The 23,702-nt window shown below is 40.8% G+C and carries 22 protein-coding genes and 20 tRNA genes; 2 read left to right on the top strand and 40 right to left on the bottom strand.

Going from position 1 to position 23,702, the window contains the following annotated elements:
* Positions 1-149 precede the first annotated feature (149 nt).
* From J7Q78_RS09705 to J7Q78_RS09725, 5 genes are all read right to left on the bottom strand, one after another.
* Positions 150-2,207, bottom strand: coding sequence for an LTA synthase family protein (locus tag J7Q78_RS09705; protein ID WP_208423161.1), 2,058 nt, complete (start codon positions 2,205-2,207; stop codon positions 150-152).
* 220 nt (positions 2,208-2,427) lie between these two features.
* Positions 2,428-2,661 (bottom strand): YkuJ family protein, encoded by a 234-nt coding sequence (locus J7Q78_RS09710; protein WP_004271171.1) that lies wholly within the window; start codon positions 2,659-2,661, stop codon positions 2,428-2,430.
* 71 nt (positions 2,662-2,732) lie between these two features.
* Positions 2,733-3,611, bottom strand: coding sequence for an NAD(P)-dependent oxidoreductase (locus tag J7Q78_RS09715; protein ID WP_208423162.1), 879 nt, complete (start codon positions 3,609-3,611; stop codon positions 2,733-2,735).
* 12 nt (positions 3,612-3,623) lie between these two features.
* Positions 3,624-4,640, bottom strand: coding sequence for a lysylphosphatidylglycerol synthase transmembrane domain-containing protein (locus tag J7Q78_RS09720; RefSeq protein WP_154243365.1), 1,017 nt, complete (start codon positions 4,638-4,640; stop codon positions 3,624-3,626).
* A gap of 80 nt (positions 4,641-4,720) precedes the next feature.
* A complete protein-coding gene (locus J7Q78_RS09725) occupies positions 4,721-5,923 on the bottom strand; it encodes a glycosyltransferase family 4 protein (RefSeq protein WP_154243364.1) in 1,203 nt (400 codons plus the stop codon).
* A 415-nt stretch (positions 5,924-6,338) separates the two neighbouring features.
* Between J7Q78_RS09725 and J7Q78_RS09730 the strand changes: the two genes are divergently transcribed.
* Positions 6,339-6,770 carry a hypothetical protein gene (locus J7Q78_RS09730; protein WP_208423163.1) on the top strand — a complete coding sequence of 144 codons (432 nt, stop codon included), beginning with the start codon at positions 6,339-6,341 and terminating at the stop codon, positions 6,768-6,770.
* A 114-nt stretch (positions 6,771-6,884) separates the two neighbouring features.
* Here the strand turns inward: J7Q78_RS09730 and J7Q78_RS09735 are convergent, their stop codons facing one another.
* The 14 genes from J7Q78_RS09735 to J7Q78_RS09800 form a co-directional block, all read right to left on the bottom strand.
* Positions 6,885-7,253, bottom strand: a complete 369-nt coding sequence (locus J7Q78_RS09735; RefSeq protein ID WP_154243362.1) for a DUF1634 domain-containing protein — start codon at positions 7,251-7,253, stop codon at positions 6,885-6,887.
* Entirely contained in the window at positions 7,253-8,098 is an 846-nt protein-coding gene (locus J7Q78_RS09740; protein WP_154243361.1) for a sulfite exporter TauE/SafE family protein, read from the bottom strand. Before J7Q78_RS09740 ends, J7Q78_RS09735 begins: the two co-directional genes overlap by 1 nt.
* A 127-nt stretch (positions 8,099-8,225) precedes the next feature.
* The gene (locus J7Q78_RS09745; RefSeq protein WP_208423164.1) at positions 8,226-8,969 is read right to left on the bottom strand and encodes a 3-oxoacyl-ACP reductase; all 744 of its coding nucleotides are present in this window, start codon (positions 8,967-8,969) and stop codon (positions 8,226-8,228) included.
* Positions 8,969-9,193, bottom strand: a complete 225-nt coding sequence (locus tag J7Q78_RS09750) for a DUF2829 domain-containing protein (RefSeq protein ID WP_208423165.1) — start codon at positions 9,191-9,193, stop codon at positions 8,969-8,971. Before J7Q78_RS09750 ends, J7Q78_RS09745 begins: the two co-directional genes overlap by 1 nt.
* A gap of 151 nt (positions 9,194-9,344) precedes the next feature.
* The gene (locus tag J7Q78_RS09755) at positions 9,345-9,713 is read right to left on the bottom strand and encodes a DUF956 family protein (RefSeq protein ID WP_154243358.1); all 369 of its coding nucleotides are present in this window, start codon (positions 9,711-9,713) and stop codon (positions 9,345-9,347) included.
* Between the two features lie 254 nt (positions 9,714-9,967).
* On the bottom strand, positions 9,968-10,879 hold the full coding sequence (locus J7Q78_RS09760; protein WP_154243357.1) for a PTS system mannose/fructose/sorbose family transporter subunit IID: 912 nt from the start codon (positions 10,877-10,879) through the stop codon (positions 9,968-9,970).
* Positions 10,880-10,896: 17 nt separating this feature from the next.
* Complete coding sequence (locus J7Q78_RS09765) at positions 10,897-11,703, bottom strand: PTS mannose/fructose/sorbose transporter subunit IIC (RefSeq protein ID WP_154243356.1); 807 nt, start codon at positions 11,701-11,703, stop codon at positions 10,897-10,899.
* A 29-nt stretch (positions 11,704-11,732) separates the two neighbouring features.
* The gene (locus tag J7Q78_RS09770) at positions 11,733-12,713 is read right to left on the bottom strand and encodes a mannose/fructose/sorbose PTS transporter subunit IIA (RefSeq protein WP_208423166.1); all 981 of its coding nucleotides are present in this window, start codon (positions 12,711-12,713) and stop codon (positions 11,733-11,735) included.
* Between the two features lie 336 nt (positions 12,714-13,049).
* Positions 13,050-14,327, bottom strand: a complete 1,278-nt coding sequence (locus tag J7Q78_RS09775; RefSeq protein WP_208423167.1) for a cation:dicarboxylate symporter family transporter — start codon at positions 14,325-14,327, stop codon at positions 13,050-13,052.
* Positions 14,328-14,363: 36 nt separating this feature from the next.
* Positions 14,364-15,050, bottom strand: a complete 687-nt coding sequence (locus tag J7Q78_RS09780) for a YjjG family noncanonical pyrimidine nucleotidase (protein ID WP_208423168.1) — start codon at positions 15,048-15,050, stop codon at positions 14,364-14,366.
* 18 nt (positions 15,051-15,068) lie between these two features.
* Positions 15,069-16,010, bottom strand: coding sequence for a dihydroorotate oxidase (locus J7Q78_RS09785; protein ID WP_208423169.1), 942 nt, complete (start codon positions 16,008-16,010; stop codon positions 15,069-15,071).
* Positions 16,011-16,252: 242 nt separating this feature from the next.
* The gene (locus J7Q78_RS09790) at positions 16,253-16,621 is read right to left on the bottom strand and encodes a RidA family protein (RefSeq protein ID WP_208423170.1); all 369 of its coding nucleotides are present in this window, start codon (positions 16,619-16,621) and stop codon (positions 16,253-16,255) included.
* 306 nt (positions 16,622-16,927) lie between these two features.
* Positions 16,928-17,890: an AEC family transporter gene (locus J7Q78_RS09795; protein WP_208423171.1), complete on the bottom strand. Its 963-nt coding sequence runs from the start codon at positions 17,888-17,890 to the stop codon at positions 16,928-16,930.
* 31 nt (positions 17,891-17,921) lie between these two features.
* Complete coding sequence (locus tag J7Q78_RS09800) at positions 17,922-19,553, bottom strand: malolactic enzyme (RefSeq protein WP_208423172.1); 1,632 nt, start codon at positions 19,551-19,553, stop codon at positions 17,922-17,924.
* Positions 19,554-19,685: 132 nt separating this feature from the next.
* Between J7Q78_RS09800 and J7Q78_RS09805 the strand changes: the two genes are divergently transcribed.
* Positions 19,686-20,585: a LysR family transcriptional regulator gene (locus J7Q78_RS09805; RefSeq protein WP_208423173.1), complete on the top strand. Its 900-nt coding sequence runs from the start codon at positions 19,686-19,688 to the stop codon at positions 20,583-20,585.
* A gap of 55 nt (positions 20,586-20,640) precedes the next feature.
* Here J7Q78_RS09805 and J7Q78_RS09810 read toward each other — a convergent pair whose 3' ends face one another.
* From J7Q78_RS09810 to J7Q78_RS09910, 21 genes are all read right to left on the bottom strand, one after another.
* Positions 20,641-21,492 (bottom strand): alpha/beta hydrolase, encoded by an 852-nt coding sequence (locus J7Q78_RS09810; RefSeq protein ID WP_208423174.1) that lies wholly within the window; start codon positions 21,490-21,492, stop codon positions 20,641-20,643.
* 300 nt (positions 21,493-21,792) lie between these two features.
* Positions 21,793-21,876 (bottom strand) — tRNA-Leu (locus J7Q78_RS09815).
* Positions 21,877-21,910: 34 nt separating this feature from the next.
* Positions 21,911-21,981: transfer RNA gene (locus tag J7Q78_RS09820), tRNA-Cys, on the bottom strand.
* 34 nt (positions 21,982-22,015) lie between these two features.
* Positions 22,016-22,087 (bottom strand) — tRNA-Gln (locus J7Q78_RS09825).
* 8 nt (positions 22,088-22,095) lie between these two features.
* Positions 22,096-22,168, bottom strand: a tRNA-His gene (locus J7Q78_RS09830).
* 59 nt (positions 22,169-22,227) lie between these two features.
* A tRNA-Trp gene (locus tag J7Q78_RS09835) sits at positions 22,228-22,298 on the bottom strand.
* A gap of 8 nt (positions 22,299-22,306) precedes the next feature.
* Positions 22,307-22,387 (bottom strand) — tRNA-Tyr (locus tag J7Q78_RS09840).
* A 5-nt stretch (positions 22,388-22,392) separates the two neighbouring features.
* Positions 22,393-22,465, bottom strand: a tRNA-Phe gene (locus J7Q78_RS09845).
* Positions 22,466-22,474: 9 nt separating this feature from the next.
* Positions 22,475-22,548 (bottom strand) — tRNA-Asp (locus tag J7Q78_RS09850).
* A 2-nt stretch (positions 22,549-22,550) separates the two neighbouring features.
* A tRNA-Met gene (locus J7Q78_RS09855) sits at positions 22,551-22,624 on the bottom strand.
* Between the two features lie 9 nt (positions 22,625-22,633).
* Positions 22,634-22,724, bottom strand: a tRNA-Ser gene (locus tag J7Q78_RS09860).
* A gap of 30 nt (positions 22,725-22,754) precedes the next feature.
* Positions 22,755-22,826: transfer RNA gene (locus J7Q78_RS09865), tRNA-Glu, on the bottom strand.
* A gap of 8 nt (positions 22,827-22,834) precedes the next feature.
* Positions 22,835-22,922 (bottom strand) — tRNA-Ser (locus J7Q78_RS09870).
* A gap of 12 nt (positions 22,923-22,934) precedes the next feature.
* A tRNA-Ile gene (locus J7Q78_RS09875) sits at positions 22,935-23,008 on the bottom strand.
* Positions 23,009-23,014: 6 nt separating this feature from the next.
* Positions 23,015-23,085 (bottom strand) — tRNA-Gly (locus J7Q78_RS09880).
* 12 nt (positions 23,086-23,097) lie between these two features.
* A tRNA-Phe gene (locus tag J7Q78_RS09885) sits at positions 23,098-23,170 on the bottom strand.
* A gap of 9 nt (positions 23,171-23,179) precedes the next feature.
* Positions 23,180-23,253 (bottom strand) — tRNA-Asp (locus tag J7Q78_RS09890).
* Between the two features lie 2 nt (positions 23,254-23,255).
* A tRNA-Met gene (locus J7Q78_RS09895) sits at positions 23,256-23,329 on the bottom strand.
* A gap of 45 nt (positions 23,330-23,374) precedes the next feature.
* Positions 23,375-23,448 (bottom strand) — tRNA-Ile (locus J7Q78_RS09900).
* A gap of 16 nt (positions 23,449-23,464) precedes the next feature.
* Positions 23,465-23,538, bottom strand: a tRNA-Met gene (locus J7Q78_RS09905).
* A 37-nt stretch (positions 23,539-23,575) separates the two neighbouring features.
* Positions 23,576-23,649: transfer RNA gene (locus tag J7Q78_RS09910), tRNA-Pro, on the bottom strand.
* Between the last annotated feature and the right edge of the window lie 53 nt (positions 23,650-23,702).

A 23,702-nucleotide genomic window follows, 5' to 3' on the forward strand; every position in this document is an offset into this window, starting at 1 on the left:
TTGATTCTTACTAAATTCTCCTTGATGATACTCAAGGATTGCTTTTAATTTTGTCTGTTTAGAAATTTTAGTCATCAAAATACCCCAATCATTAAAGTTTTTACTTTAACAATTGGGGTATAGGTCATACCGTAACGTCTTTACACACTCTATTTCAATTCAGGTGCATCCGTTTCATAAAGGTCCATCATTGACTTCCCATTATTTTGTTGGATGACACTTGTTTTACTATTACTATCTTTCAATTTAGCTTTAGCATCTTTGACCTTATAACTAATCTTGGATTTATCAGGTTTTTTGAATCCTTGTGGTGTATAGAACCGAAGTAAATCGCCGGTAATTACTTTATCAGAAAGCGACAATTCTTCTGTTACATGTTCGCCGATTGCTGCCAGTTGTTTCTTCTGCGCTGCCGTTAAATTCGTCAAGGCTTTACCATTAGTCGTATCGTAATAGGTACTGCCTACCTTCGTATACTCTGGGGTGACAAAGTCTCCGTTTCTAAAAGCAACTGTCTGATTTCGGTTCGGCGCAAGTAAATCAGAACCAAACTGAATAGTATCGTCATTTTTCACACCTAATAGGTTTAACAAGGTTGGCAAGACATCAATTTCACCACCATAAGTATGGTTAATGCCCCCTTTCAACCCATCCATGTGAACCATGAAAGGAACCTTTTGGAATTGAGCATTGTCAAAATCGGTGAATTTATCCATATTCAATAATTTCGCGACAGCCTTCTTATGATTTCCAGAAATGCCATAGTGATCCCCGTATAAAACAAGCATACTATTCTTATCTAAACCGGTCTTTTGTAGCCAAGCTAAGAATTCACCAATTGATTGATCTAAATACTTAGCAGTTTGAACGTACCCATCAACTGTATCATCACCAGTGTCAGTTTTGGCAATTGATTGATTTTGTTTATCCAATAAGTATGGATAGTGATTTGTCACAGTAATTAATTTAGCATAGAACGGTTGCGGTAATTGTTCAATGTATTGCGCAGAGTCTTTCATGAAAATTTTATCTTTCAGACCATACCCAACGTTGTAGCCCTTACCTTCTTTAAAGTATTGCGAACTAAAGAAGTAATCATAGCCCCATGATTTGTAAGTATTATCCCGATTCCAAAAACTGGGAACATCGCCATGGAAAGAAGCCGTTGTGTAACCTCGCTGATCTAAAATTGAAGGTGCTGCTTGGAATGTATTAGTGGTCCCTTGAGTGACCATTGCAGCCCCTTCAGGTAAACCAAACAATGAATTTTCGAGCATTAATTCAGCATCCGCGGTTTTTCCTTGACCAACTTGGTTAAAGAAATTATCAAAACTGAGCGTATTTTGGTCATGATATAACTTGTTAATATTCGGCGTTACTTCTTGACCGTCCCACTTGTAGTCAATTAAAAATTGTTGGAAACTCTCTAAATGGATTACAAAGACATTTTTTCCCTTTGCCACACCCGTGTATTCAACATTAGGTGACACTCGGTTGTCTTTCATATACTTTAAGACACTGCTCATACTACTACTGTCAGCATTGGCCTTAATCGCATTGTTCTTAGTTGTCTTCACACCATCATAAACGGTGTACGCGTTCATCCCAAGATATTTAACAATATAGTTATTATCGAATGTTCGGGTCAGTAAGCCAGAACGATCCGCTTCAGCAATCCCCAAGTTGGCACCAAATAGTACAACAGCTAACCCAGTAATTGCAAAGGCATTCCGTTTCATAAAGACGCGGTGATCAATCTTCACTAACTTAGTCGCCAATAGGATGATTAGTAATAAAACATCGGCAAAGACTAGAAAATCTGAATATTCAATAATTCCAGCAATACTCTTGCCTAAGTTATTCGATACCGCACCAGAACCTTTCATTAAGTTGAAGGTCAAGAAGTCTGAAAATTCCCGGTAATACAAAATATTCGCAAATAACCAAGTTGAGGTTATTAAATCAATAATAATTAACGTAATGTATGACTTGCGACCATTCATAAATAAAGCAATCCCAAATAGCAATAGGGTTGTTGGAATGGGATTAATTGTCATTAAGAAGGCTTGCATGCCGCCTTTAACACCTAAGTTAAATTTTGTTTGATATGCGTAAATCGTTTTAAGCCAGAATAAGGCAACCGCAAAGAGGAAAAATCCCCATCGTGTGCTTAATCCTGATTGAATTTTATGACCAATTTGTTTCATCAGTACAGTAGCCTCCGTTAAAGGTCGTTGGGCTTTAAATAGCCGTTGACAATCTGAAAATCAGTTTACACATCCGTTGAATGAAAAGCAATATGTAACTGGCTCGAATGCCAAATATTAAACCATTTTTAATAATCTAAGTCGCAACTGGACAAGTCCGATTGCCTACTTCAAGTAGCAAAAAAACCATCAAGTAATTCGATACTCAATGGTTAATTAACTAGTCTGCTAATAAATCGTATAGTTCCATTGCAACTAAATCAATATTGTCAAATTGGAATTGTTGATGTGTGTTACTGTCTTCAAGTTCAAACGCTTGAGCTTGAGGGTCATAACTAACAGTTGCTTTTAAATCGCCGTCCTTTTCAAAACGTCTTTCTTGAACCTCAGCGCTTTGATCTTCTTGCATTGCTACCAGACGTTTGATAATCGCAACTAACTGTGATGATTGCATGGCGAAGCCTCCTTTAATAACTAACTATCAGTTTATCAGAAAAAGCGCACTTCTGCACCGTTTATATCCAATTATTTTGAAGAAGACCACCATAATTTGATTAAAGCTTGGGTGCCGTCATCACCCAATTGTTTATCATTGACAAGCTGCGCATAGAGTTTCTTAGCTTGAAGCGTCGCCGGTAAATGAAGGCCCAGCTTTTCGGATTCCGTTAACGCAATTTTTAAATCTTTTAAAAAATGTTTTGCAAAAAAACCTGGCGTATAATCTTGTGCCAATATCCGCGGACCATAGTTAGCAAGACTCCAATTTTGAGCACTCCCACCATTAACGGTTTTCAAAACAGCTTCTAAATCCAAACCGGCTGCTTTAGCATACACTAACATCTCTGTCATGCCGGTCATTGTGCCAGCAATCATAATCTGATTGGCCATTTTCGTATGTTGGCCCGTCCCAGCAGCACCAAAGTAATGCACCGTTTTTCCCATTGCTTTAAAAACTGGTAGCACTGTTTCATAGGCAGCTTGATCGCCACCGACCATAATCGTTAAGGTGCCATTTTGAGCCCCGACATCCCCACCAGAAACGGGCGCATCCAGTGCTTGAATGCCCTTGTCAGCCGCTGTTTGGGCAATTTGCTGTGCTAAAGTTGGCGTGCTGGTCGTCATATCCACCAAGATTTGTCCCGCTTGTGCAGCCTTGAAAATCCCATCTTCACCATAATAAATTGCTTCGACATCTTGTGGATAACCTACGATTGATAGCACAATCTGACTTTGCGCGACAACTGCTGCTGGTGAATCAGCCCATGTTGCACCGCATGCCACGACTGATTGGGCTTTTTGTTTTGTCCGATTATACACAACGACTGGGTAGTCAGCCTTCAATAAATTTTTAATCATACTACTACCCATGACACCTGTTCCAATGAAGCCAATTGTTGGTTGCATCAAAAACGCCTCCTACTTTTTATCAGTTATTCTTGGTTTAACCGCTAACGCACCAATCCCCATAAACATTCCGAGATAATACGTAAACAATCGCCAGAGCAACATCCCTAAAACCAGTTTACTTGAACTCGGTATAAAAGTGGCAAATAACGTCTTAAAACTATATTCTGCGCCACCAGAACCCCCTGGGATTGGAAAAAGTGACACAATCATGACAATCATGATGTGTAAGACCATTACTTCTAAATAATTAACATGCGCAATGCCAAGTGCCAATAAAACGAAGTACGGTACACTATAATAAAAAAAGAGTTGCCCCAGGGTTAACAGACAACCCTTGATTAATTTCTTTTTCTCGCCCTTAAGATGGAGACTCTCCGCGTAAAAGGTATCAATTTTGGCCATTAATATCGTCCGCCATTCGGTCACCTTTTTTTGAGAAACGAACCACCCGACAGGCATTAATAGCCAATGTACGAGCTGTTTTGTAAAACGATTATAATACATGATGAGCAACAATACGGCTAAAACGACTACATGCACAATTAATCCGAAGGTAATCAAAATTGATAACGTACCAAAATGCTTGGAAACTTGTGAAAAACCAATAATCATACTCAATAAGAAATTAAGCAGCACCATGAATTGGTAAACAATAAACTTCATCAGCAATACTGAGCTAGCTTGCCCCGCTTCCACCCGCGATTGCATCAATGCAACCAGTTGTGCTGGTTGCCCGCCTGAAGAAAACGGTGTAATCGCATTGAATAGTTGCGCAATCAATGGAATTCGCAGCGCATTGGATAAAGAAAAGTGTTTTGTGCGGCCTTTTAAAAAGACGCGTAAGACAAGTGCTTCGAAAAACCACGAAATTAACATACATAATAAGGCAACCAACAGCCACCAAAGTTTCAGATGACTAATATCAATAAACAGCTGTTTCAACGCCAACGTGCGACTTTCATAGGCGAAAATGCCACATCCAATCAACAGCATGACTGCAAAAACAATCTTATTCGTTCTACTCATAAACGACCCTTTTTCTTGTTATTAGCAGCGATATGAAAAAACTGTTGATCATTTAATCAACAGTTTTCCGCCAACGCGACTTATTTTTTAGTATCTAAATCTTCTAATTCCAATAAATCATCTTGGTCTAACTTTAATTCGGCATATAATAGCTGTGATTGTTTATAGAAATGAATCATCTGTTCCGCAAAATAATCCGCCGAAATAGCATGTAACTTCTTCTGGCGCGGTGCTGGATCATCAAAGGCATGTGGATGATTCAAATAATTCGATACTTGATGAATCATTTCATCTTCGTTCGTAAACGTGGTCCCAATTGAAGGATCAGTTAATAATTCAGCTGCATAGGGACTTGTCATGACAACAATTTTCAGTTCAGCAGCCATCGCTTCGATATAAGTTAATCCTTGTGATTCAGAATCACTGGCTGAGACAAAAAGATCGGCCATATGATAGTAATTTGCGACTTCATCATTATCAACCATTCCAGTGAAAATCACGTGATCGGTCATGTTTAACTTTGCAACTTGGGCTTCTAAGTCTTCGCGAGCTGGGCCTTCACCGACAATCACTAACATTAAATCCGGTGTTTGGGCGACTAATTTTGGTAACGCATCAACTAAAATATCAATCCGTTTTTCATAAGCCACGCGACTCAACGATAAAAGCACCGGTTGGTCAGGCGTCAAGCCTAACTCAGTTCTTATGTCGCGGGTCACTTCACGTTCAAAGCGACTAATATCGACCCCCGTCGGAATAATCCGAATAGGGGCCTTCACTTGATAGCCGTTTAGTGTTTGAGAAACCCGTTTTGATGGTGCCACAATCCCTGACATGTGATATAAAAAGGCCTTGGACATTTGCTTAACATGGTATGGCCGCAATAACTTCCCGTTTAAAACATAGTGTAAATAATCCTCATACATCGTGTGATACGTGTGTAAACAAGGAATTTTTAAATTTTTAGCGACAAACTTGCCGATGTAGCCCATTGAAAATTCGGTCTGGGTATGCACGATATCGAGATCCAATTCCTTAGCTACTTGATAAGCGTGAAATAAACCGCGCACAGCAATTCGCCGGTCCGTAAATGAGACAAACGGGACACTAGCAAACCGAAAAATATTTGGTTCGACTGCCTCTTTGTCAACATGTGGATCGGTCGTTGTAAATATGTAGACCGAATGCCCTTGTTTTTCCAGAGCTTCTTTTAATGTTTTAATGGAGGTTGCCACACCACTAACTTGTGGGAAGTAGGTGTCCGTAAATATCCCAATATTCAATTGGTTTCCTCCTCCTTATCTTTGGACATTGATTTCATTATAATAATTACAGCGCATAGATGCAATCAATGTCACTAATTGTCGTCTATTCATACTAGCATAAAAACCGTCTTTAGACCTAAAAAACAGGCAATTGACGTAAAAAAACAGGCACTGCACATTTTTGTGCGGCACCCGTTTTTTAATTTAACGTAACCAATACGTAATTGAAAAGATTATTAAACACCAAATTGGTAATGCCATTAACAGGCCGTTACGAACGCCCATCGAAAATTTCATCTTCCCACCTCGTTTCATAAACTAATACGAACAGCTTGCTATTTAGGGGCACTGTCTACTATGATAAAGGTAAGTTTAGGCCTCATTTATTAAGAACTACCGTGCTTTTACTTAAGAATGATTAAAGGAGTAAGCGATGCAAACCTATCTCATTAAAAAACCACAAAAACTTGAATTAACCTATGACGAAAATATTCTAACGATTCACTACCCCGGTCTATTTAAGAAGAAACAAAATCAAGACCGCGACATTCCGTTTAGCAAATTAAAATCAGTCCGCTTTTTTGAAGCGACTTATCGGCATGGCCATCTCCAAATTCTCTACCAAAAACCCAACCACGCCCTCGAAAAAATTGTCATCAGTTTTGAACCCGCTGATAATCTTGCTGTGCGCAAGTTATACACAGCCTTAGCTGACTACCTCGAAAAACCAACCGTTGAAGAAGAAGACCTCAGTTACGTTAAAACTGGCGATCTCATTATGGCCTACCTCAAAATGCATGATGATGGCCTAATGACCCACGAAGAATTCGAAGAAAAAAAGAAAAGAATTCTAGGCATAAAATAGCACGTGCTAGCGGGGGGCTTTAACTGAACATTGGCACAATAGAAAAAGCAGGCCCTACGATCAAATTTGATCGTAGGGCCTGCTTTTTCACGCACCGTGTGCTGTCACCACATTTTATTTTTTAATAAATCCAATTGCCATTCCGATAATTAAGATGACTAATACAATAACGGTAATCCAAACGTATAGATTGTCGCCTTCTTTAGCAAATGCGTAAATGGACACCACCACGCGCAGAACTGGCGTTAAGATGAGGCAAAATAGCCCCAACATAATTATCGCACCGGCCTTAAAAGCGGCAATGCCGCTAAAAATCCCCGTGAATGTTGTTGGAAATTGGTATTCTGAATAGCCGGTCCCACCGTGAACGATAGCAACTAGCATGCCAATAATGAGAAGTGTTGCTGAAACAGCCACCCCAATGCGTAAAATTTTACCGATGACGAGTTCAATTTGGGCCATCTCTGTTTTTTTATCTGTCATTAAATATGCACCCCGAATCCTTTAAGCACCATTTGTAAGCCTGTATATAACAAAATAGGAATAAAAATCATCCGAATCACACGCGGTTGCAAATATTGCATAATCCGTGAACCCACAGTTGACCCCACCAAAATGCCAATTGCTAATGGTGCCGCAACGCTTGGAATAATCGCACCACTAAAGAAATAAACAGTGGCTGATGCGGCTGCTGTGACGCCCATCATTAAATTACTCGTAGCACTTGATGGTTTCAGTGGCATCTTCATAATTGTATCCATAGCTGTCACTTTGAACACACCACTCCCGATACCAAGCAGACCTGAAGCAATTCCGGCCCCAAACATCATGGCAAAGCCGCCTGGTACTTGTTCGACAGCGTAGTCGACTTGTTTTTGATTGGCTTTGTCGTAGTAAGTCCCATTTAAGTTCAACTTCTTAGCCCACTTATCTTCATCAGCGCCAACGTGTTGTTCTGCGACTTTACCGCGTAATTTTTGAATCATGTTGTATGTTGAAAATAGCAAAAATGCGCCAAATAGGATGAATAAAAAGCCAGTTGGCACGATTCCGGTCAATAACGCCCCGACAATCGCTCCGATGGTTGTTGCGATTTCTAAAAACATCGCCACTCGCAAGTTAAGCATATCATCTTTCAAATAAGCGATAGTTGCACCCGAACTCGTTGCGATAACGGCAATAATGCTAGCCCCAATCGCATATTTAATGTCTAAGCCAATCGCTAGCGTTAATACCGGGGTCACAATGATGCCACCACCAATCCCTAAAACTGAACCTAGCACGCCGGCTAAAACACCGACAGCAAGTAATAAAATAATTTGTTGCATCTCTTTTCTCCTCTTAGTACGTTTTGATAACCGTCTTTTTCTCGACTAACAAAGGTTAAATCACGGTGTTCTTGTAGGATCGCCGTCAATTCAGCTGATATGCATCGAACCGATAAATGTGCCTATCTTATTTTTCGATCCAGCCACCGTCAATTGGAACGACGGTGCCATGAATATAATCAGCAACATCGCTCGCCAAATAAACACTTAAATTTGCCACTTCAATCGGCTGCGCCCAACGCCCAGCCGGTGTCTGGTGTGCAACTTCTTGTGCCATTTCGCCGGCCCCTGCAAAATCAGCGGCGTTCATCGGGGTCTCAATCGCACCTGGTGCAATACAATTGGCACGAATTCCCTTAGCAGCATAATCATAATCAAGCTGCTTTGTATAGCCAATAATAGCGTGTTTCGATGCTGTATAAGCCGCCCCGCCACCACCAGCAACTAAACCAGCAATTGAAGCCATATTAATGAATACCCCGTGCTTTTGCGCTACCATTGTCGGCAAGACCGCATTCGTTACAAGGTATTGACTTTTTAAGTTCGTTGCCATAATTCGGTCCCAATCCGCACTACTGGTTTCAAGGGTTGGTGCATAGGCGTCCAACACCCCCGCCGTATTGCAGACCACATCAATTGGCCCATGTTCCGCTAGCAAAGTTGCTAATGTCGTTATTAATTGGGTTTCATCACAAATATCGACTTGCGCCGTTATGCACCGATTATCAACAGGGGCCTCTATCGGCTGGCGATCAAGTGCTAACACCAATGCCCCTTCTGCTAAAAAAGCAGCCACTTGAGCACGGCCAATCCCCGATGCCGCTCCGGTGATTAAAACGGTCTTCGTCGCTAAATCTACAAAATGTCCCATTAGTCGACTAGTTGCCAATCATCAGCCAATACATCACACGATGTTGGTTGAAACATTGAATACGCTGGTGTTTCTGTCGTTTTAATCAGTAAGTAAGGACTGATCGTTTCGCCGGCAAACGTACCATCGGTCACTTGAAAAATAAATAATTCTGGACCGTCCCAGCCCGTTCGGACGACTTTTTTTCCCGCCTTAATTGCCTTAATTGCTTCATCAAATCCCATTCTCATTACCTCATTTAGCTTAAATTTTAAAACGTTGAATAATCAACCTCATATGATATTCTAGCACGCCACTCAAATCGGCACCAATTAAAATGTCAGATAATGCTAGCACTTAAAAGATGTGACTAATATTAGCCACATCTTTCTGAAATTAATTCGATTTGCGCTTAAATACACGCTTAATGACGTCCCAAACCCCTAACGATTGAACTAACCGTTCTGCGGGAACATATTCACGAATAGCACGTAGCACTTTTTTAGGTTCCTTTGAAGCAAAGGTATATGTGCCATTTTTCTTTGTTTGAATTGCATAGCGGGGAATCCACTTTCCCTTGAACATGACTGATGCAATCACGTAGTCAACTTCTTCCCACGGAATTTGAATAAATTGTCGCGCGTCACGATCATTGAAAAATTCAAACCCTTTATCCCCAATCATGATTTGTCCATAATCAGAGAGTGCTGTGAATGATGTGGCTTTAATCACCAAGTCCACTTTTGTATTGATCGATTGAACCATAATATCGACTCCATTTCCCAAAACTTACTTTCATTATACGCTTTTATAAAACATCGTGGGGCATCCTCAGACAATCTCCTGAGGATTAACGCAAAATACCAAATAATCGCGAACTTGTTTAATTTATTAAATAAGGGGCTAGAACAAATTCTCTTTGTCCTAGCCCCTTATTTATTTGCTAAACATGTACTGACTATCAGGAATTCACAACCCTAAGCTAATGCTCAAGAGCAATCTGTCAGGGATGCACGCTTTTACATTAAGTGTAATAAATGGAAGACAATTCCGACTACGAATAAGCCAAGAATAATAACAATTGGTGAAACTTTCTTCTTAAGCAACCACATGCAGAATAATGTTAATCCTAATGCAGCTAATCCAGGAATTAAGCTATCCAAGTTGTCTTGCAACGTTGTCACTTTATTGCTTGTCAATGACAAACCTTGGGCTTGTTGTTGTAAGGCTGATTGGATACCTTTGGCCCCACTCGGTAATTTACCCCAGTCAATGAATGCGCCTTTGTCCAACTTAACCGATGAAACAACCGGCGTAAACTTGACGGATACCCAACGGTTAACCAATGAACCTAGGATAAACATCCCCAGGATTGAAGCCCCTTTTGTGATGTCTTGCAAAATACCACCAGATAAATCTTCTGTAATTTTTGAACCCGCACGGTAGCCAAATTCTTGTGTATACCACATGAATGACATCCGAATAGCATTCCAAGCGATAAAGTAAATGATTGGACCGAGGATATTACCGCTCATCGCAAGCGATGCTGCCAAAGCACCAATGATTGGTTTAACAGTGAACCAGAATACAGGATCGCCGATACCAGCCAAAGGTCCCATCATCCCAACTTTAACCCCTTGAATTGTAACGTCATCGATTGGCGCGCCGTTAGCACGTTCTTCTTCAAGTGCCAATGTTACCCCGATAATTGGAGAAGCAACATAAGGATGAGTATTAAAGAATTCCATGTGACGCACTAAAGCAGCCGCCCGGTCTTCTTTTGTTTTGTATAATTTCTTAATTGCTGGGATTAATGAGTAAGCCCAGCCCCCATTTTGCATACGTTCGTAGTTCCAAGAACCTTGAAGGAAAGTTGAACGTAGCCAAACAGAAATACGATCTTTACGTGTTAATTTTAGTTGTTCTGCCATAATTGTTAGCCTCCTTCTTAGTAGTTATCGATAATATCGCCAAGTGGGTCACCAGTATTTGAAGCACCGCCATTACCTGAGCCACCTTGTTTTGAAAGGGCTAAGTATATTAGGGCAAGTGAGATACCGATTGCACCAAGACCGATAAGTGTCAATTGTGAGATAGTAGCAAGTACGAAACCAATTGCGAAGAATGGCCATACTTCTTTAGTTGCCATCATGTTAATAACCATTGCATAACCAACAGCAACAACCATTCCACCGCCGATTGCTAACCCGTCTGTTAACCAAACTGGCATTGCAGTCAACATTTCTTTAACAGGGCCAGCACCGATAGCTAAGATTAGGCCAGCAGGAATAGCGATACGTAAACCTTGCATGATAATAGCAATATATTGCCACATTTCAATCTTCCGGAAATTACCTTCTTTAGCAGCAGCATCCATGATGTGCACGATACCAGTTGCTAATGTCCGGACGATGATTGTTAATAATAATCCAGCGACAGCAAGCGGAACAGCGATTGCAATTGCTGATGTAACGCCTGCTTTACCTTGACCACCAAGTACTAAAATAATTGCAGATGCGATTGATGCCAAAGCAGCATCAGGTGCAACGGCGGCACCAACGTTAGCCCAACCTAAGGCAATCATTTGTAAAGTCCCACCTAAGATAAGACAAGGTAATAATTGACCGGTTACAAGACCGATTAATGTACAAGCAATAACTGGCTGATGGAAATGGAATTGATCTAAGATACCTTCCATACCAGCTAGAAATGCGATAAAAATGACCAAAATCACTTGAATGAAATTCAAATCCATGATTATTAATCCTCCATTTTCTTCTGATGTTATTTATTATTTTGTTTGTCTAGCTCTGCTTGTGCTTTTTTCAGGATACTGTCCATGTTCCCCTTTGAATCACTTGGCACTTTACGAACATCGAACTTAATGCCCTTAGCTTTAAGTTTTTCAAAAGTATCAATATCATCTTGATCAAAAGCCAAAACAGTATTTGGTTGCACTTTACCCGTTGAGTGTGCCATCGAACCAACGTTAATTGTTTCGAGTGGTACCCCACCTTCAACTGCTCTAAGTGCATCCTGTGGCGTTTCAAATAATAATAAAGCCCGTTCCTTACCAAAATGTTGATCGTCTTTAGCCAATTTAATCATTTGATCAACTGGCACAACGTGTGCCTTGATCCCAGAAGGAGCAGCTTGTTTGATTAAGTTTGTTCGTAATTCGTCTTTCGCAACGTTGTCTGAAACAACAATAATCCGCGTTGGGTTAGTTGTCTTCGACCAGGTTGTTGCAACTTGACCATGTAACAAACGTGAATCAATTCGAGCTAAAACATATTTGAACTTACCAGGTGTTCCTGAGTTTGAAGCTGTTTGTGTAGTTTCTGCCTTAGGGGCTTCTTTTGGTTGCAGTTCTTCCGGTTTAACCCGAACCCCTGCTTTAGCTTCATCAATGATATGTGCTGCGATTTCATGCGCCGATGTCATCGATAAACGAGATGCGTAAGCTTCAATCAGCATTGGTAAATTCAACCCTGTAACAATCGCCCACTTATCTTTATGTGCTTCAAACAAGCCATTAGCTTGATTAAATGGTGAACCTCCCCAAAGATCAACTAAGAATAAGACGTCATCATCCGCATCAAACGTTGCAACGGCAGCTTCTAAATGCGCTTTCAAATCATCCGGACCTTCATTAGGCATAAAAGTAACCGCTTGTACTTTTTCTTGTTCGCCAAAAATCATTGAGCCAGATTGCATGATCCCTTTGGCAAACTCCCCGTGACTTGCAATAACGATTCCAACCATTCACAAAAACCTCCTTAATAAAATAGTTGTCATACTCATCAATAAAACGCTATCAATTAAAATAAAAAAATAATGGCATAAACATTATTGATTGAGTTAACAGTGCCACGTTTTTATTTTTAAAAACGCTTTACTGGATTAATTTTACCACAAAATTCTAATCTGTCTAATCATTTTTAAATTATCTGCAAAATTGGTCTAGATAATTAACAAAAAAAGGTTAAAAGTTGCATTACTTAAGCTTTTACAACTGGAAACCGTTACTTATTCAAAGTGAGTAACACTGCTTTTTACCACCAAAAAAGGTCTTAAATCGATTGATTTAAGACCTTTACCTTATTTATGTTCATTACTACTCATGTACTGTTGATGTTTTTGCTCATCGAATTCGTTCTCTGACTTGGCAATAATTACCGCTGCTAATGAATTACCCATAACGTTAACGGCAGTTCGTCCCATATCCACAATTCGATCAATCCCTGCAATGAAGGCTACCCCCGCTGCTGGCACACCGATTGTGGTAATCGTTGCTAGTAAGACAACGAATGAAGCGCCAGGAACACCAGCCATCCCTTTTGAGGTGATCATTAAGACTACTAACAGCGTAATTTGTTGAGTAAGACTCAAATGAATGTGATAGGCTTGCGCTAAGAATAACGCCGCTAATGATTGATAAATTGCCGAGCCATCCAAGTTAAATGAATAACCGGTTGGAATCACAAAAGAAGCAATACCTTGACTCACACCGTAGGCTTGCACTTTTTCCATTATTTTTGGCAACGCTGCTTCTGAACTCGCCGTTGAAAAAGCTAGCACCAGTTCTTCTTTGAAAACTTTCACGATTTCAAAAATATTGATGTGCCAAATTCGCGCGACCAATCCGGCCACAACAATAACGAAAAATGCCATCGTTACGTAACAAACAATGATGAAATAAAGTAACGGTTTCAAAGCCGCAAAGCCAAATTGCGCAATTGTAACGCCAATTAATGCAAACACCCCAATTGGTGCCAACTGCATAATCCAGTTTGTCATCTTGAACATGACTTCTGAAATCATTTCAAAAGCGTCAATGAGTGGTGTTGCCTTTTTTCCAAAGGTCGCTAATCCTAAACCAAACATGACCGTGAAAAAGATGACAGGAATCATTTCACCAGATCCCAAGGCTGCAAAGAAATTCGTTGGTACGATATCCATGATGATATCGCCCAAGCCATGATTACCAGCAGTCTTAGCTGCAGCCGTGTATTGACTGATTGAGCCTTGTGCCAAAGTATGAATGTTAATCAACGCACCTGGTTTAGTGATATTGCCAACCGTTAAGCCGAGAATAATTGCGAAGGTCGTCATCACTTCAAAATACAATAAAGTCTTCCCACCAATGCGCCCCAGTTTTTTAATATCACCCATCTTAGCAATCCCGACCACTAGACAGGAAACAACAATTGGTAACACAATCATTTTAATCAAGTTGATAAACAACGTCCCAATTGATTGTAAGATTGAAATAGCAGTTTGATTATGGTAGAAAAGCCGGCCAACCACTAAGCCTAGGCCGATTCCGATTAAGATTCGCCATCCGAGACTAATTCTGAAATAGCGTTGTTTTTTCATATTTATCCACTCCTCTTGAATGCCGTCAATCGGCTTTTAAAGCGCCAATAAATCCATTAAGTGTTCAATTTCATGTGTTGGCTGTACATCTGTCATTCGATTTACTTGATGGTTTGGATTGTACCAAGCGGTGGAAACGCCTACGTTCTGTCCGCCTTGCACATCTGAAGTAAGTGAGTCACCGACAATCAGAGCCTCTGCTTGTGAAATCCCCACTAATTGTTTAAAGACACGCTGGAAATACCGTGGATCAGGTTTTTGATATCCTAACTCTTCCGAAACAAAAACGGCATCAAAATAGGTGCTTAAGCCAGCATCTTGTAACCGCCGATATTGCGTATTGGCGACACCATTGGTTGTCACATATAGCTTAACATTGTCCGCTTGTAACACCTTCAGCAACATTTCCGCTTGTGGCATCAAGGCATGGCCTCTTGCTAGCTTGTCCAAATAGTTTCGTGACAATGTTGGCCCATCAACGATCTGATTAAACTGTTCTTTAAAGAAAGTTGCAAAGCGTGTGTTTAACAACATTTCCCGGGTTAATGTCCCTGCTTCATACTGGCGCCACAAACTTTGATTAAATGCCTGATAAGCTTTTTTAGTTGCAGCGCTCAGTGGCACCCCTTGATCTTTAAATAATTGGGCTAAAGCTTGCTCTTCATCCGCATCAAAATCGAATAAGGTATTGTCCATGTCAAAAAATAAATACCGATATCGCATTGTAAATCCTCGTTTCAACTAATCTAAATAGTGTAGTTTGCCTCTAAAGTCAGACAGTTTAGTATAACCTTTTTGGGCCATGATTGTCTGTAATTCGCACGTTAAACGCTCAAAAATATTAGGTCCTTCTTTTTGAAGCGCCGTCCCAACTTGAACCATGCTAGCACCACACAAAATATGTTCAAACGCATCTTGCCCAGATTGAATGCCCCCAGTTCCAATAATTTGAATAGTTGGTTTCAAGCGTTGATAGAACGCATGGACATTTGCTAAGGCAGTTGGTTTGAGATACTCGCCACCGATGCCACCGAAACCATGTTTGGGTTTAATCACAACTTGTTCAGTTACCACATCAATTGCCAAGCCGTTTCCAATGCTATTGACTGAATTGACAAAGGCTAATGGAAATTGATTCAAAATGAATGCCATTTGATCGAAATGTACGATATCAAAATACGGTGGTAATTTAACCCCTAATGGCCCCCGATAAACCGTAAATACACGCGTTAAAATCTTTTCAACCATATCAAAATCATAACCCGTTTGCGGTTTGCCTGGCACGTTAGGACAAGATAAGTTCAACTCTACGACACCGTTAAAATCAGAAGCACTAATCTGTGCCAGCAGTTGCTCGTCTTCTTCAATATTAAAACCCGTAATGGATTGGAAGTATGTTTTGTTTGGCACAACCTTTTGCTGTTGACGCACATAGTCCAAATAATAAGAGAGGCCTTTATTCGGCAAGCCCATTGAATTGATACTACCTAAACGTGTTGATTGATAACGTGGTTCTGGGTTTCCCGCGCGTGGGACAACGGTCGCACTCTTAGTTACGAAAGTCGCAGCCTTTGAAGCTTGCAATTGATTTAATTCAGCAGCATCATAACAGTAAACTCCCGCTGCATTCATGAAACAGTTATCGAAATGGTATCCAGCTAGTGTCGTTTCAGTCGAAATCAATATACTTGCCTCATTTCTAATTTATTTTTAATTTATTATACGTGAAATAGCGCTAAAAAACTACTATTTATGAATATCATTCGTAAATAACGTAACCCCAGATTCATTACACGCTTTTTTAACTTAATTAATAGACATTAAATTTAAACATACAAAAAGCCTCTAGCGGGGATTAAATGAACCGTATTTCATCTCCGCTAGAGGCTTATTTCAAATGATTATTTAATCAGTCATTGATGCAATTAACGAATTGCAATAGCTTCGATCTCGACAATTGCACCGGCCGGTAATTTGCTAACTTGAACGGCACTTCTAGCTGGTGCGCTTTCACCGAAGAAGCTCGCGTATACTTCATTGAATTCGTTAAAGTCATCCAAATTAGTTAAAAAACAGTTGGTTTTCACGACGTTTTTTAGTGATAACCCTGCAGCCGCTAGGACGTATTGTATATTTGTAATCGCCTGCCTTGTTTGTCCCGCTAAGTCTGGCGCCAATTGACCATCTTTCAACCCGAGTTGTCCTGACAAAAAGAGCAATTGATTTGATGCAATCGCTTGGCTGTAAGGCCCTAATGGCTCAGGTGCTAAGTTAGTATAGATCTGCTCTGTCATGGTAGCATCCCCTCCATATTATTGAAATCGATTTCATTGTAGTGCACTTTAAGACCTTTGGCAACACACGGTGTGCTTTTTCACACAAAAGCTTAATTGTTACTATTTAATGGCGCCCATCTAAAATAATACGTTAATTTTTAACGTAATCATTAACGATTTTATGGTCACTAAGGCCGAGCATTTTTAATAATCATTCTTCTACTTGATTCAAGCACAAAAAAAGCGCCGCCTCAATCTACTTGAGACGGCGCTTTAGGGGGGTTATAACATTTAGGGGTGTCAGATGAGTGACACTTTGAAACTTTAGATATATTGAACAATTTGCATTAAGATTGGGACAACAACCACGAATAAGACGGTACTTGTTGTCACAACATTCGTTGCATATTCAACATCCCCATGGGATTGACCAACTAAAATTGGTAATACGGCCAACCCAGGCGTTGCGGCTTGAATAATTAATGTGCTTTGTTCAATCGTTGGGATTGATGCTGTGTTCTTAAAGAACAACATGATCGCAATCATGATAGCTGGTGCAACAACGAAGCGACCTAGTAATGCTAAAATAGTATCGCGGTCGAAGTGGATTGATTTCAAACCAGCATCAGCTAAGATAATCCCAATGTAGATTAATGACATTGGTGTAACGATCCCACCAACCATTGAGAATGTCTTATCAACAAGTTCTGGTAATGGTAAACCAGTTAAAAGATAAATTAATGCGGCTAAGAAACCGATTAATGGTGAAGGTAACAATTTACGCCAATTAAATTTGCCTTTAGCAGCGCCTTTTTCTTTGGTTGGATCATCACTTGAGATAAAGAAAACCCCGATTGCCCATGTTGAAACAGTGTTGGCAACATAATAAATCAAGAAATAAGGTAAACTCTTATCCCCAAATAGTGCCAAGTTTAATGGTAACCCAATGAAGATCGTATTAGCATTCACGAACATATTGATAAATGTTCCCCGACGACCTGGTCGAATCCGGAAAACCTTTGTTAACAACCATGCTACTAGGTAACCGAGCGCAAAACTAATTAAAACGTAGATTAAGCCGCCAGATAAACCGACCAACTTTTCACGGGTTAAATTATCTAAAACTGAAACGAAGATTGATAATGGTAAAGCGACGTTCATGATTAAAAATGAAATCGTCCCTTTAAAGTTATCATCGAATTTCTTAGAACTCCGTAGCCAAAACCCCAATGCAATGACTAAGACGATTTCGACAACGCTTGATAATGATGTTAGAAATGCTGCCAACTCTTTCACTCTCCTACCAATTTATATTTAATTATAGTGCTTTGTATTCTGGTACCCATTTCATATCTGCAACGGCTTTTTGCACATCAGCAATTGGTTCTTTATTCAAACCTTGGTCAACAGCACTTTGTGCAACAGCGTTAGCAACAGTTTGTGAGAAGACATCTAATTTTGTTACAGGAGGCAATACAGCTGCGCCAGGTTCTGTTGGATCAACAATCCCACCCAATGAGTGCGCTGCTTTACTAATCATTTCGTCATTTAAAACTTTCGCTGTTGAAGCGATTGTCCCTAACCCAAGTCCTGGGTAAACTAAAGCATTGTTTGCTTGCCCAATTTCATATGTGACACCGTTGTATTCAACAGGTGCAGCTGGAATCCCAGTCGCAACTAATGCTTTACCATCAGTCCATTTAATTAAGTCTTCAGCAGTTGCTTCAGCTAGTTTAGTTGGGTTTGATAATGGGAAGATAATTGGACGTTCTGTATGAGCGGCCATTTCTTTCACAATTGATTCTGTAAATGTCCCAGGTTGTGTTGAAGTGCCGACTAAGATTGTTGGGTGAATTGCTTTAACAGCAGCTTCTAATGTTGTTAATTCATCAGCATTAGCGAATTCGCTCCGTTTGCGTGCAAATGGTTTTTGTTCTGGTGTTAATTCTGGATCATCATCGAACAATAGTCCTTGCTTGTCAACCATATAGAAACGGCTACGTGCTTCTTCTTCAGTTAAACCTTCTTGTAACATTTCTTCGAAGATTCGTTGTGTAATCCCAGCACCAGCAGTCCCAGCACCAAAGCACATGTAAACTTGGTCGGTCATCTTAGCACCAGAGATATTTAAAGCACCTAAAATCCCAGCTAATGTGATAATCCCTGTTCCTTGGATATCATCATTGAATGTCACAATTTGATCTTTGTACTTGTTCAAGATATTAGCAGCATTGCTCCGGCCAAAATCTTCAAAGTGAAGATACATGTTAGGGAATAGTTCTTCAGCTGTTTGAACAAATTGATCAACAAAATCGTAGTAACGATCGCCACGAACACGTTCATGACGGTTTCCTAAGTATAGTTCATCATTTAATAAACTTTCACGGTTGGTCCCAACATCTAAAACAACTGGTAATACTTGGCTAGGATCGATTCCGGCAGCAGCCGTATAAACCATCAACTTACCAACTGAGATGTCCACACCTTGTGTCCCCCAGTCGCCAATTCCTAAGATTCCTTCGCCATCAGTTACAACGATTAATTTAATTTCACGACCATCAGCAGCATTTGCCAATGTTGTCTTCATTGAACCTGGATCATCGATTGATAAGAAAGCAGCATGTTGTGGGTTGACATATAAAGCACTGTAGTTTTCAATTGTGTCTGCAATCGTTGGATCGTAAACAACTGGCATAAATTCAGCAACGTGTTGGCTGAATAACTTGAAGAATAAAACCCGATTTTCATTGAAGATTGACATTAAGAAAATCCGTTTTTCTAACATATTTGCCTTCGATTGATATTGTGCATAAGCTTGTTTAGCTTGATCATCAATTGTTTGAACGTGCGGTGGTAACATCCCCGTTAAGCCGAATTGTGCCCGTTCTTCAGCAGTAAAAGCTGTCCCTTTATTTAAAAACGGATCATTTAAAATTTGTTGTGCTTTCATAATTAATAATCTCCTTTTCTTTATATATCATGTTGTTCACTATACACGCTTCAACATTTGATAGTCAAAACTTACAATTATGATAAAATAGATTTATATGAGGTTTTCAAATCGCAGTATTTAGGAGTTTCTATGAAGATTAAAGATTTAGCATATTTTGTTGCTTTAATTAAATTAAAAAATTTTACGGCGGTTGCTGATCAGTTTAAAGTCAGTCAACCGACCATCACCTACGCGGTCAAACGTCTTGAGGATGAATTTGCAACCAAACTCATTGAGCGCGATCAATCACACCAATCATTAATCATTACGCCTAGTGGTGAACAACTTTATCGCCATGCCACGCGGATACTAGCGGAAATTAAGTTGACAAAGGATGACATGCTCAATCTCAACGCTACTGATTTACGTTTTGGCTTGCCCCCGATTATCGGTACTTATTACTTCTCAAAATTAGCGCAAAAATTAGCCGCCAACGGCACCATTCAACATTTTAAGACCGTCGATGGCGGGTCCAAAGAATTACTTAATTCATTAGAGGCCGGTGAACTGGATGTCGCCCTTCTTGGCTCTGCAACCCCCCTTCAAACTGATACCATCACAGCTAAAGTCATCGAACGACACCATTTTAAGATTGTGGTTGCACCTGGCAGCTCTTTAGCCCTGAAACCAGCGGTCGCCTTTCGTGATTTAGCTCAAGAGAAATTTATTATGCTCGCTGAAGGATTTGTGCATCCTATCGTCTTCAAGAATTTATCGGACGTCAATCAAATTAAACCCGAAATTATTTATCGAACCAATGACGTTAGTGTCTTAAAAAGTATGGTTCATGAAAACGTCGGCATCGGTTTTCTAACTGAAACAAGTATTACCCCTGCCGATGACCTAGTAGTACTTGATCTATTAGATAAACCCCAACCAATCTTTTATATCTCAATGGCCCGTCGTAAGACCCAACGTCTCTCATCAAAACAACAAGCCCTCATTTCAAATCTCGAACAAGCAGCACGTGACTATCGTCTTGAACATTAAAAAAAGTGGTGGCGACAAAATTAATTTTTGTCGCCACCACTTTTTTTAATAGATTCTACCATAAAAACGCTAAGACCGTTTGATTGACCCCATGATTTTCATGTAATTGACTATGCTGCGCTTTTTTACCAGTGAACCGCTGTTCTTGATAGGATTTTGCGCCAGGGGTCACCAAATACCGCAACGACTGTGATGATACATTGCTAACACGCCCATCAGAATGTGTGCCATCGCCGAGATCACCATAGATATTCAATACTGAAATCGATTTTGCAGAAAGCTGTTTGCGCAGCCCCACCAGTTGTCGATAAGTAGCATTCATTTTTTGTGGTTTACCATCTTTTTCAATCTGGTTTAGATTGGGCTGGTCATCCATCCCGATAATTCCATCAAAATGGCCCGCAATATTCACCATTTTCGCCATGCGAGGCAATTTTTTATCAGTCGCATGATTCAATAAATAATAGCCAGCTGTCAAATTCCCCATCGAATGCGCCACTACGTTGAATTGTTTAAAGTGGTGTTGCTGATTAACTGCGACTAAGACGTTTTTGAACCACTCACCATCTTGTTGATAATCAGAATTACGATTATCTTCAAAAACAACTTGCACGATCGGCCGCGTCGTTTTAGCTAACCAACGGCCCTGTAAAGCAACCGAGCCATTCTTACGAACAGTTGCAGTCAGAACCTGCGTAGCATTTTTTTGTTCCCGAGCAGCTTTGATCATGCTATCAGTTGAACGAGCTGAACCGCCGTAACCATGCAAATAAAAAGTCGGTTGCTCATTTTCTGTTTGCTTCATCGCTTGTTGCGCTTGGTTAGTTGGTTGATTAAGCCATAATGAGCCTATCCCACCAATAAGAATCAATACAATAATTACCCCGAACCATTTTATTTGTCGCATTGAATCCTCCCCATTTTTATTACTATCCTACCACATTTAATGAGCAATAGCTTTTAGGTTTTAATTAATGCATTTTATTGATTTAACAACTAGTTAAGTGCTCCCATAATCCGTTAAACACTGCGAAATGGTACTGTCAAAACAGGAACTAATCTCCCTAAAATAAGTATGCCATGTAAAACAAGTAGCTTGCGGAGCTGGTCGTTTATCAATTAACCATTAGTATACAAAAGAACAATGCTATTAACGCAAAAAAAGCCTTATCGCTAAGGCTTTTTAAAACTGTATAATATTCAATTATACCGGTGATCGGGGTCGAACCGATACTTCCGTGAGGAAACGGGATTTTGAATCCCGCGCGTCTGCCAATTCCGCCACACCGGCATTTTGACCAATTAAGGTTAGCGCCTAAACGCAAAGGCGGTAACCGGATTTGAACCGGTGATAAAGGTTTTGCAGACCTCTGCCTTACCACTTGGCTATACCGCCATAAAAGAACAAATCCTGTCCCTTAAAAAGTAAATTGGGCTAGCTGGATTCGAACCAGCGCATGACAGGATCAAAACCTGTTGCCTTACCGCTTGGCCATAGCCCAAGAATAAAGGCGGTATGTGGGAATCGAACCCACGTATGTCGGATCCACAAACCGATGTGTTAACCACTTCACCAATACCGCCATCATTAACATGAATAATTATACTATATTCGCATATAATATGCAAGCTATAATATAAACAGGGATAGTAGGAATTGAACCCACACTGACGGTTTTGGAGACCGTAGTTCTACCTTTAAACTATATCCCTAAAAAATATGGAGGAGAGTGGATTCGAACCACCGAACCCGAAGGAGCGGATTTACAGTCCGCCGCGTTTAGCCACTTCGCTACTCCTCCAAAAATGGCGCAGGACAGAATCGAACTGCCGACACATGGAGCTTCAATCCATTGCTCTACCAACTGAGCTACTGAGCCATTTTGAAACGGTCACAACGGGACTCGAACCCGTGATCTCCTGCGTGACAGGCAGGCGTCCTAACCAGCTAGACCATGCGACCAATTGCGGGAGTAGGGTTTGAACCTACGACCTTCGGGTTATGAGCCCGACGAGCTACCAGACTGCTCCATCCCGCGATAATATAAAGGAGAATGAGAGATTCGAACTCTCGCGTGGGCAGAACCCACCTGACGGTTTTCAAGACCGTTCCCTTCAGCCAGACTTGGGTAATTCTCCATAAAACATATAAATGTAACATTGTTACAATGACCCGTACGGGATTTGAACCCATGATACCGCCGTGAAAGGGCGGTGTCTTAACCACTTGACCAACGGGCCATACAAAACGGAGAAGGAGGGATTTGAACCCTCGCGCCAGTTTCCCGACCTACACCCTTAGCAGGGGCGCCTCTTCAGCCACTTGAGTACTTCTCCATATTTAGATAATGGGCCTAAATGGACTCGAACCATCGACCTCACGCTTATCAGGCGTGCGCTCTAACCAGCTGAGCTATAGGCCCATGAAAAGCGGGTGACGAGAATCGGACTCGCGACAACAGCTTGGAAGGCTGTGGTTTTACCACTAAACTACACCCGCATATTCATGATATGGCGCAGGACAGAATCGAACTGCCGACACATGGAGCTTCAATCCATTGCTCTACCAACTGAGCTACTGAGCCATTTTGAAACGGTCACAACGGGACTCGAACCCGTGATCTCCTGCGTGACAGGCAGGCGTCCTAACCAGCTAGACCATGCGACCAATTGCGGGAGTAGGGTTTGAACCTACGACCTTCGGGTTATGAGCCCGACGAGCTACCAGACTGCTCCATCCCGCGATAATATAAAAATATTATAACCAACTACAAAATCTCACCAAACGATGGACCTTGTAGGACTCGAACCTACGACCGGGCGGTTATGAGCCGTCTGCTCTAACCAACTGAGCTAAAGGTCCAAGTTTTTTTGAAAAATAGCGGCGAAGGGGATCGAACCCCCGACCTCCCGGGTATGAACCGGACGCTCTAGCCAGCTGAGCTACACCGCCAAAAAACTTAAATTATAATGTGTAACTTACGTTACAATCGGGAAAACAGGATTCGAACCTGCGACCCCCTGGTCCCAAACCAGGTGCTCTACCAAGCTGAGCTATTTCCCGTTATATGCACCCAGTAGGAGTCGAACCTACAACCTTCTGATTCGTAGTCAGAC

This window comes from Latilactobacillus fragifolii (assembly GCF_905332535.1).
In the GTDB taxonomy this organism is placed as follows: Bacteria; Bacillota; Bacilli; order Lactobacillales; family Lactobacillaceae; genus Latilactobacillus; species Latilactobacillus fragifolii.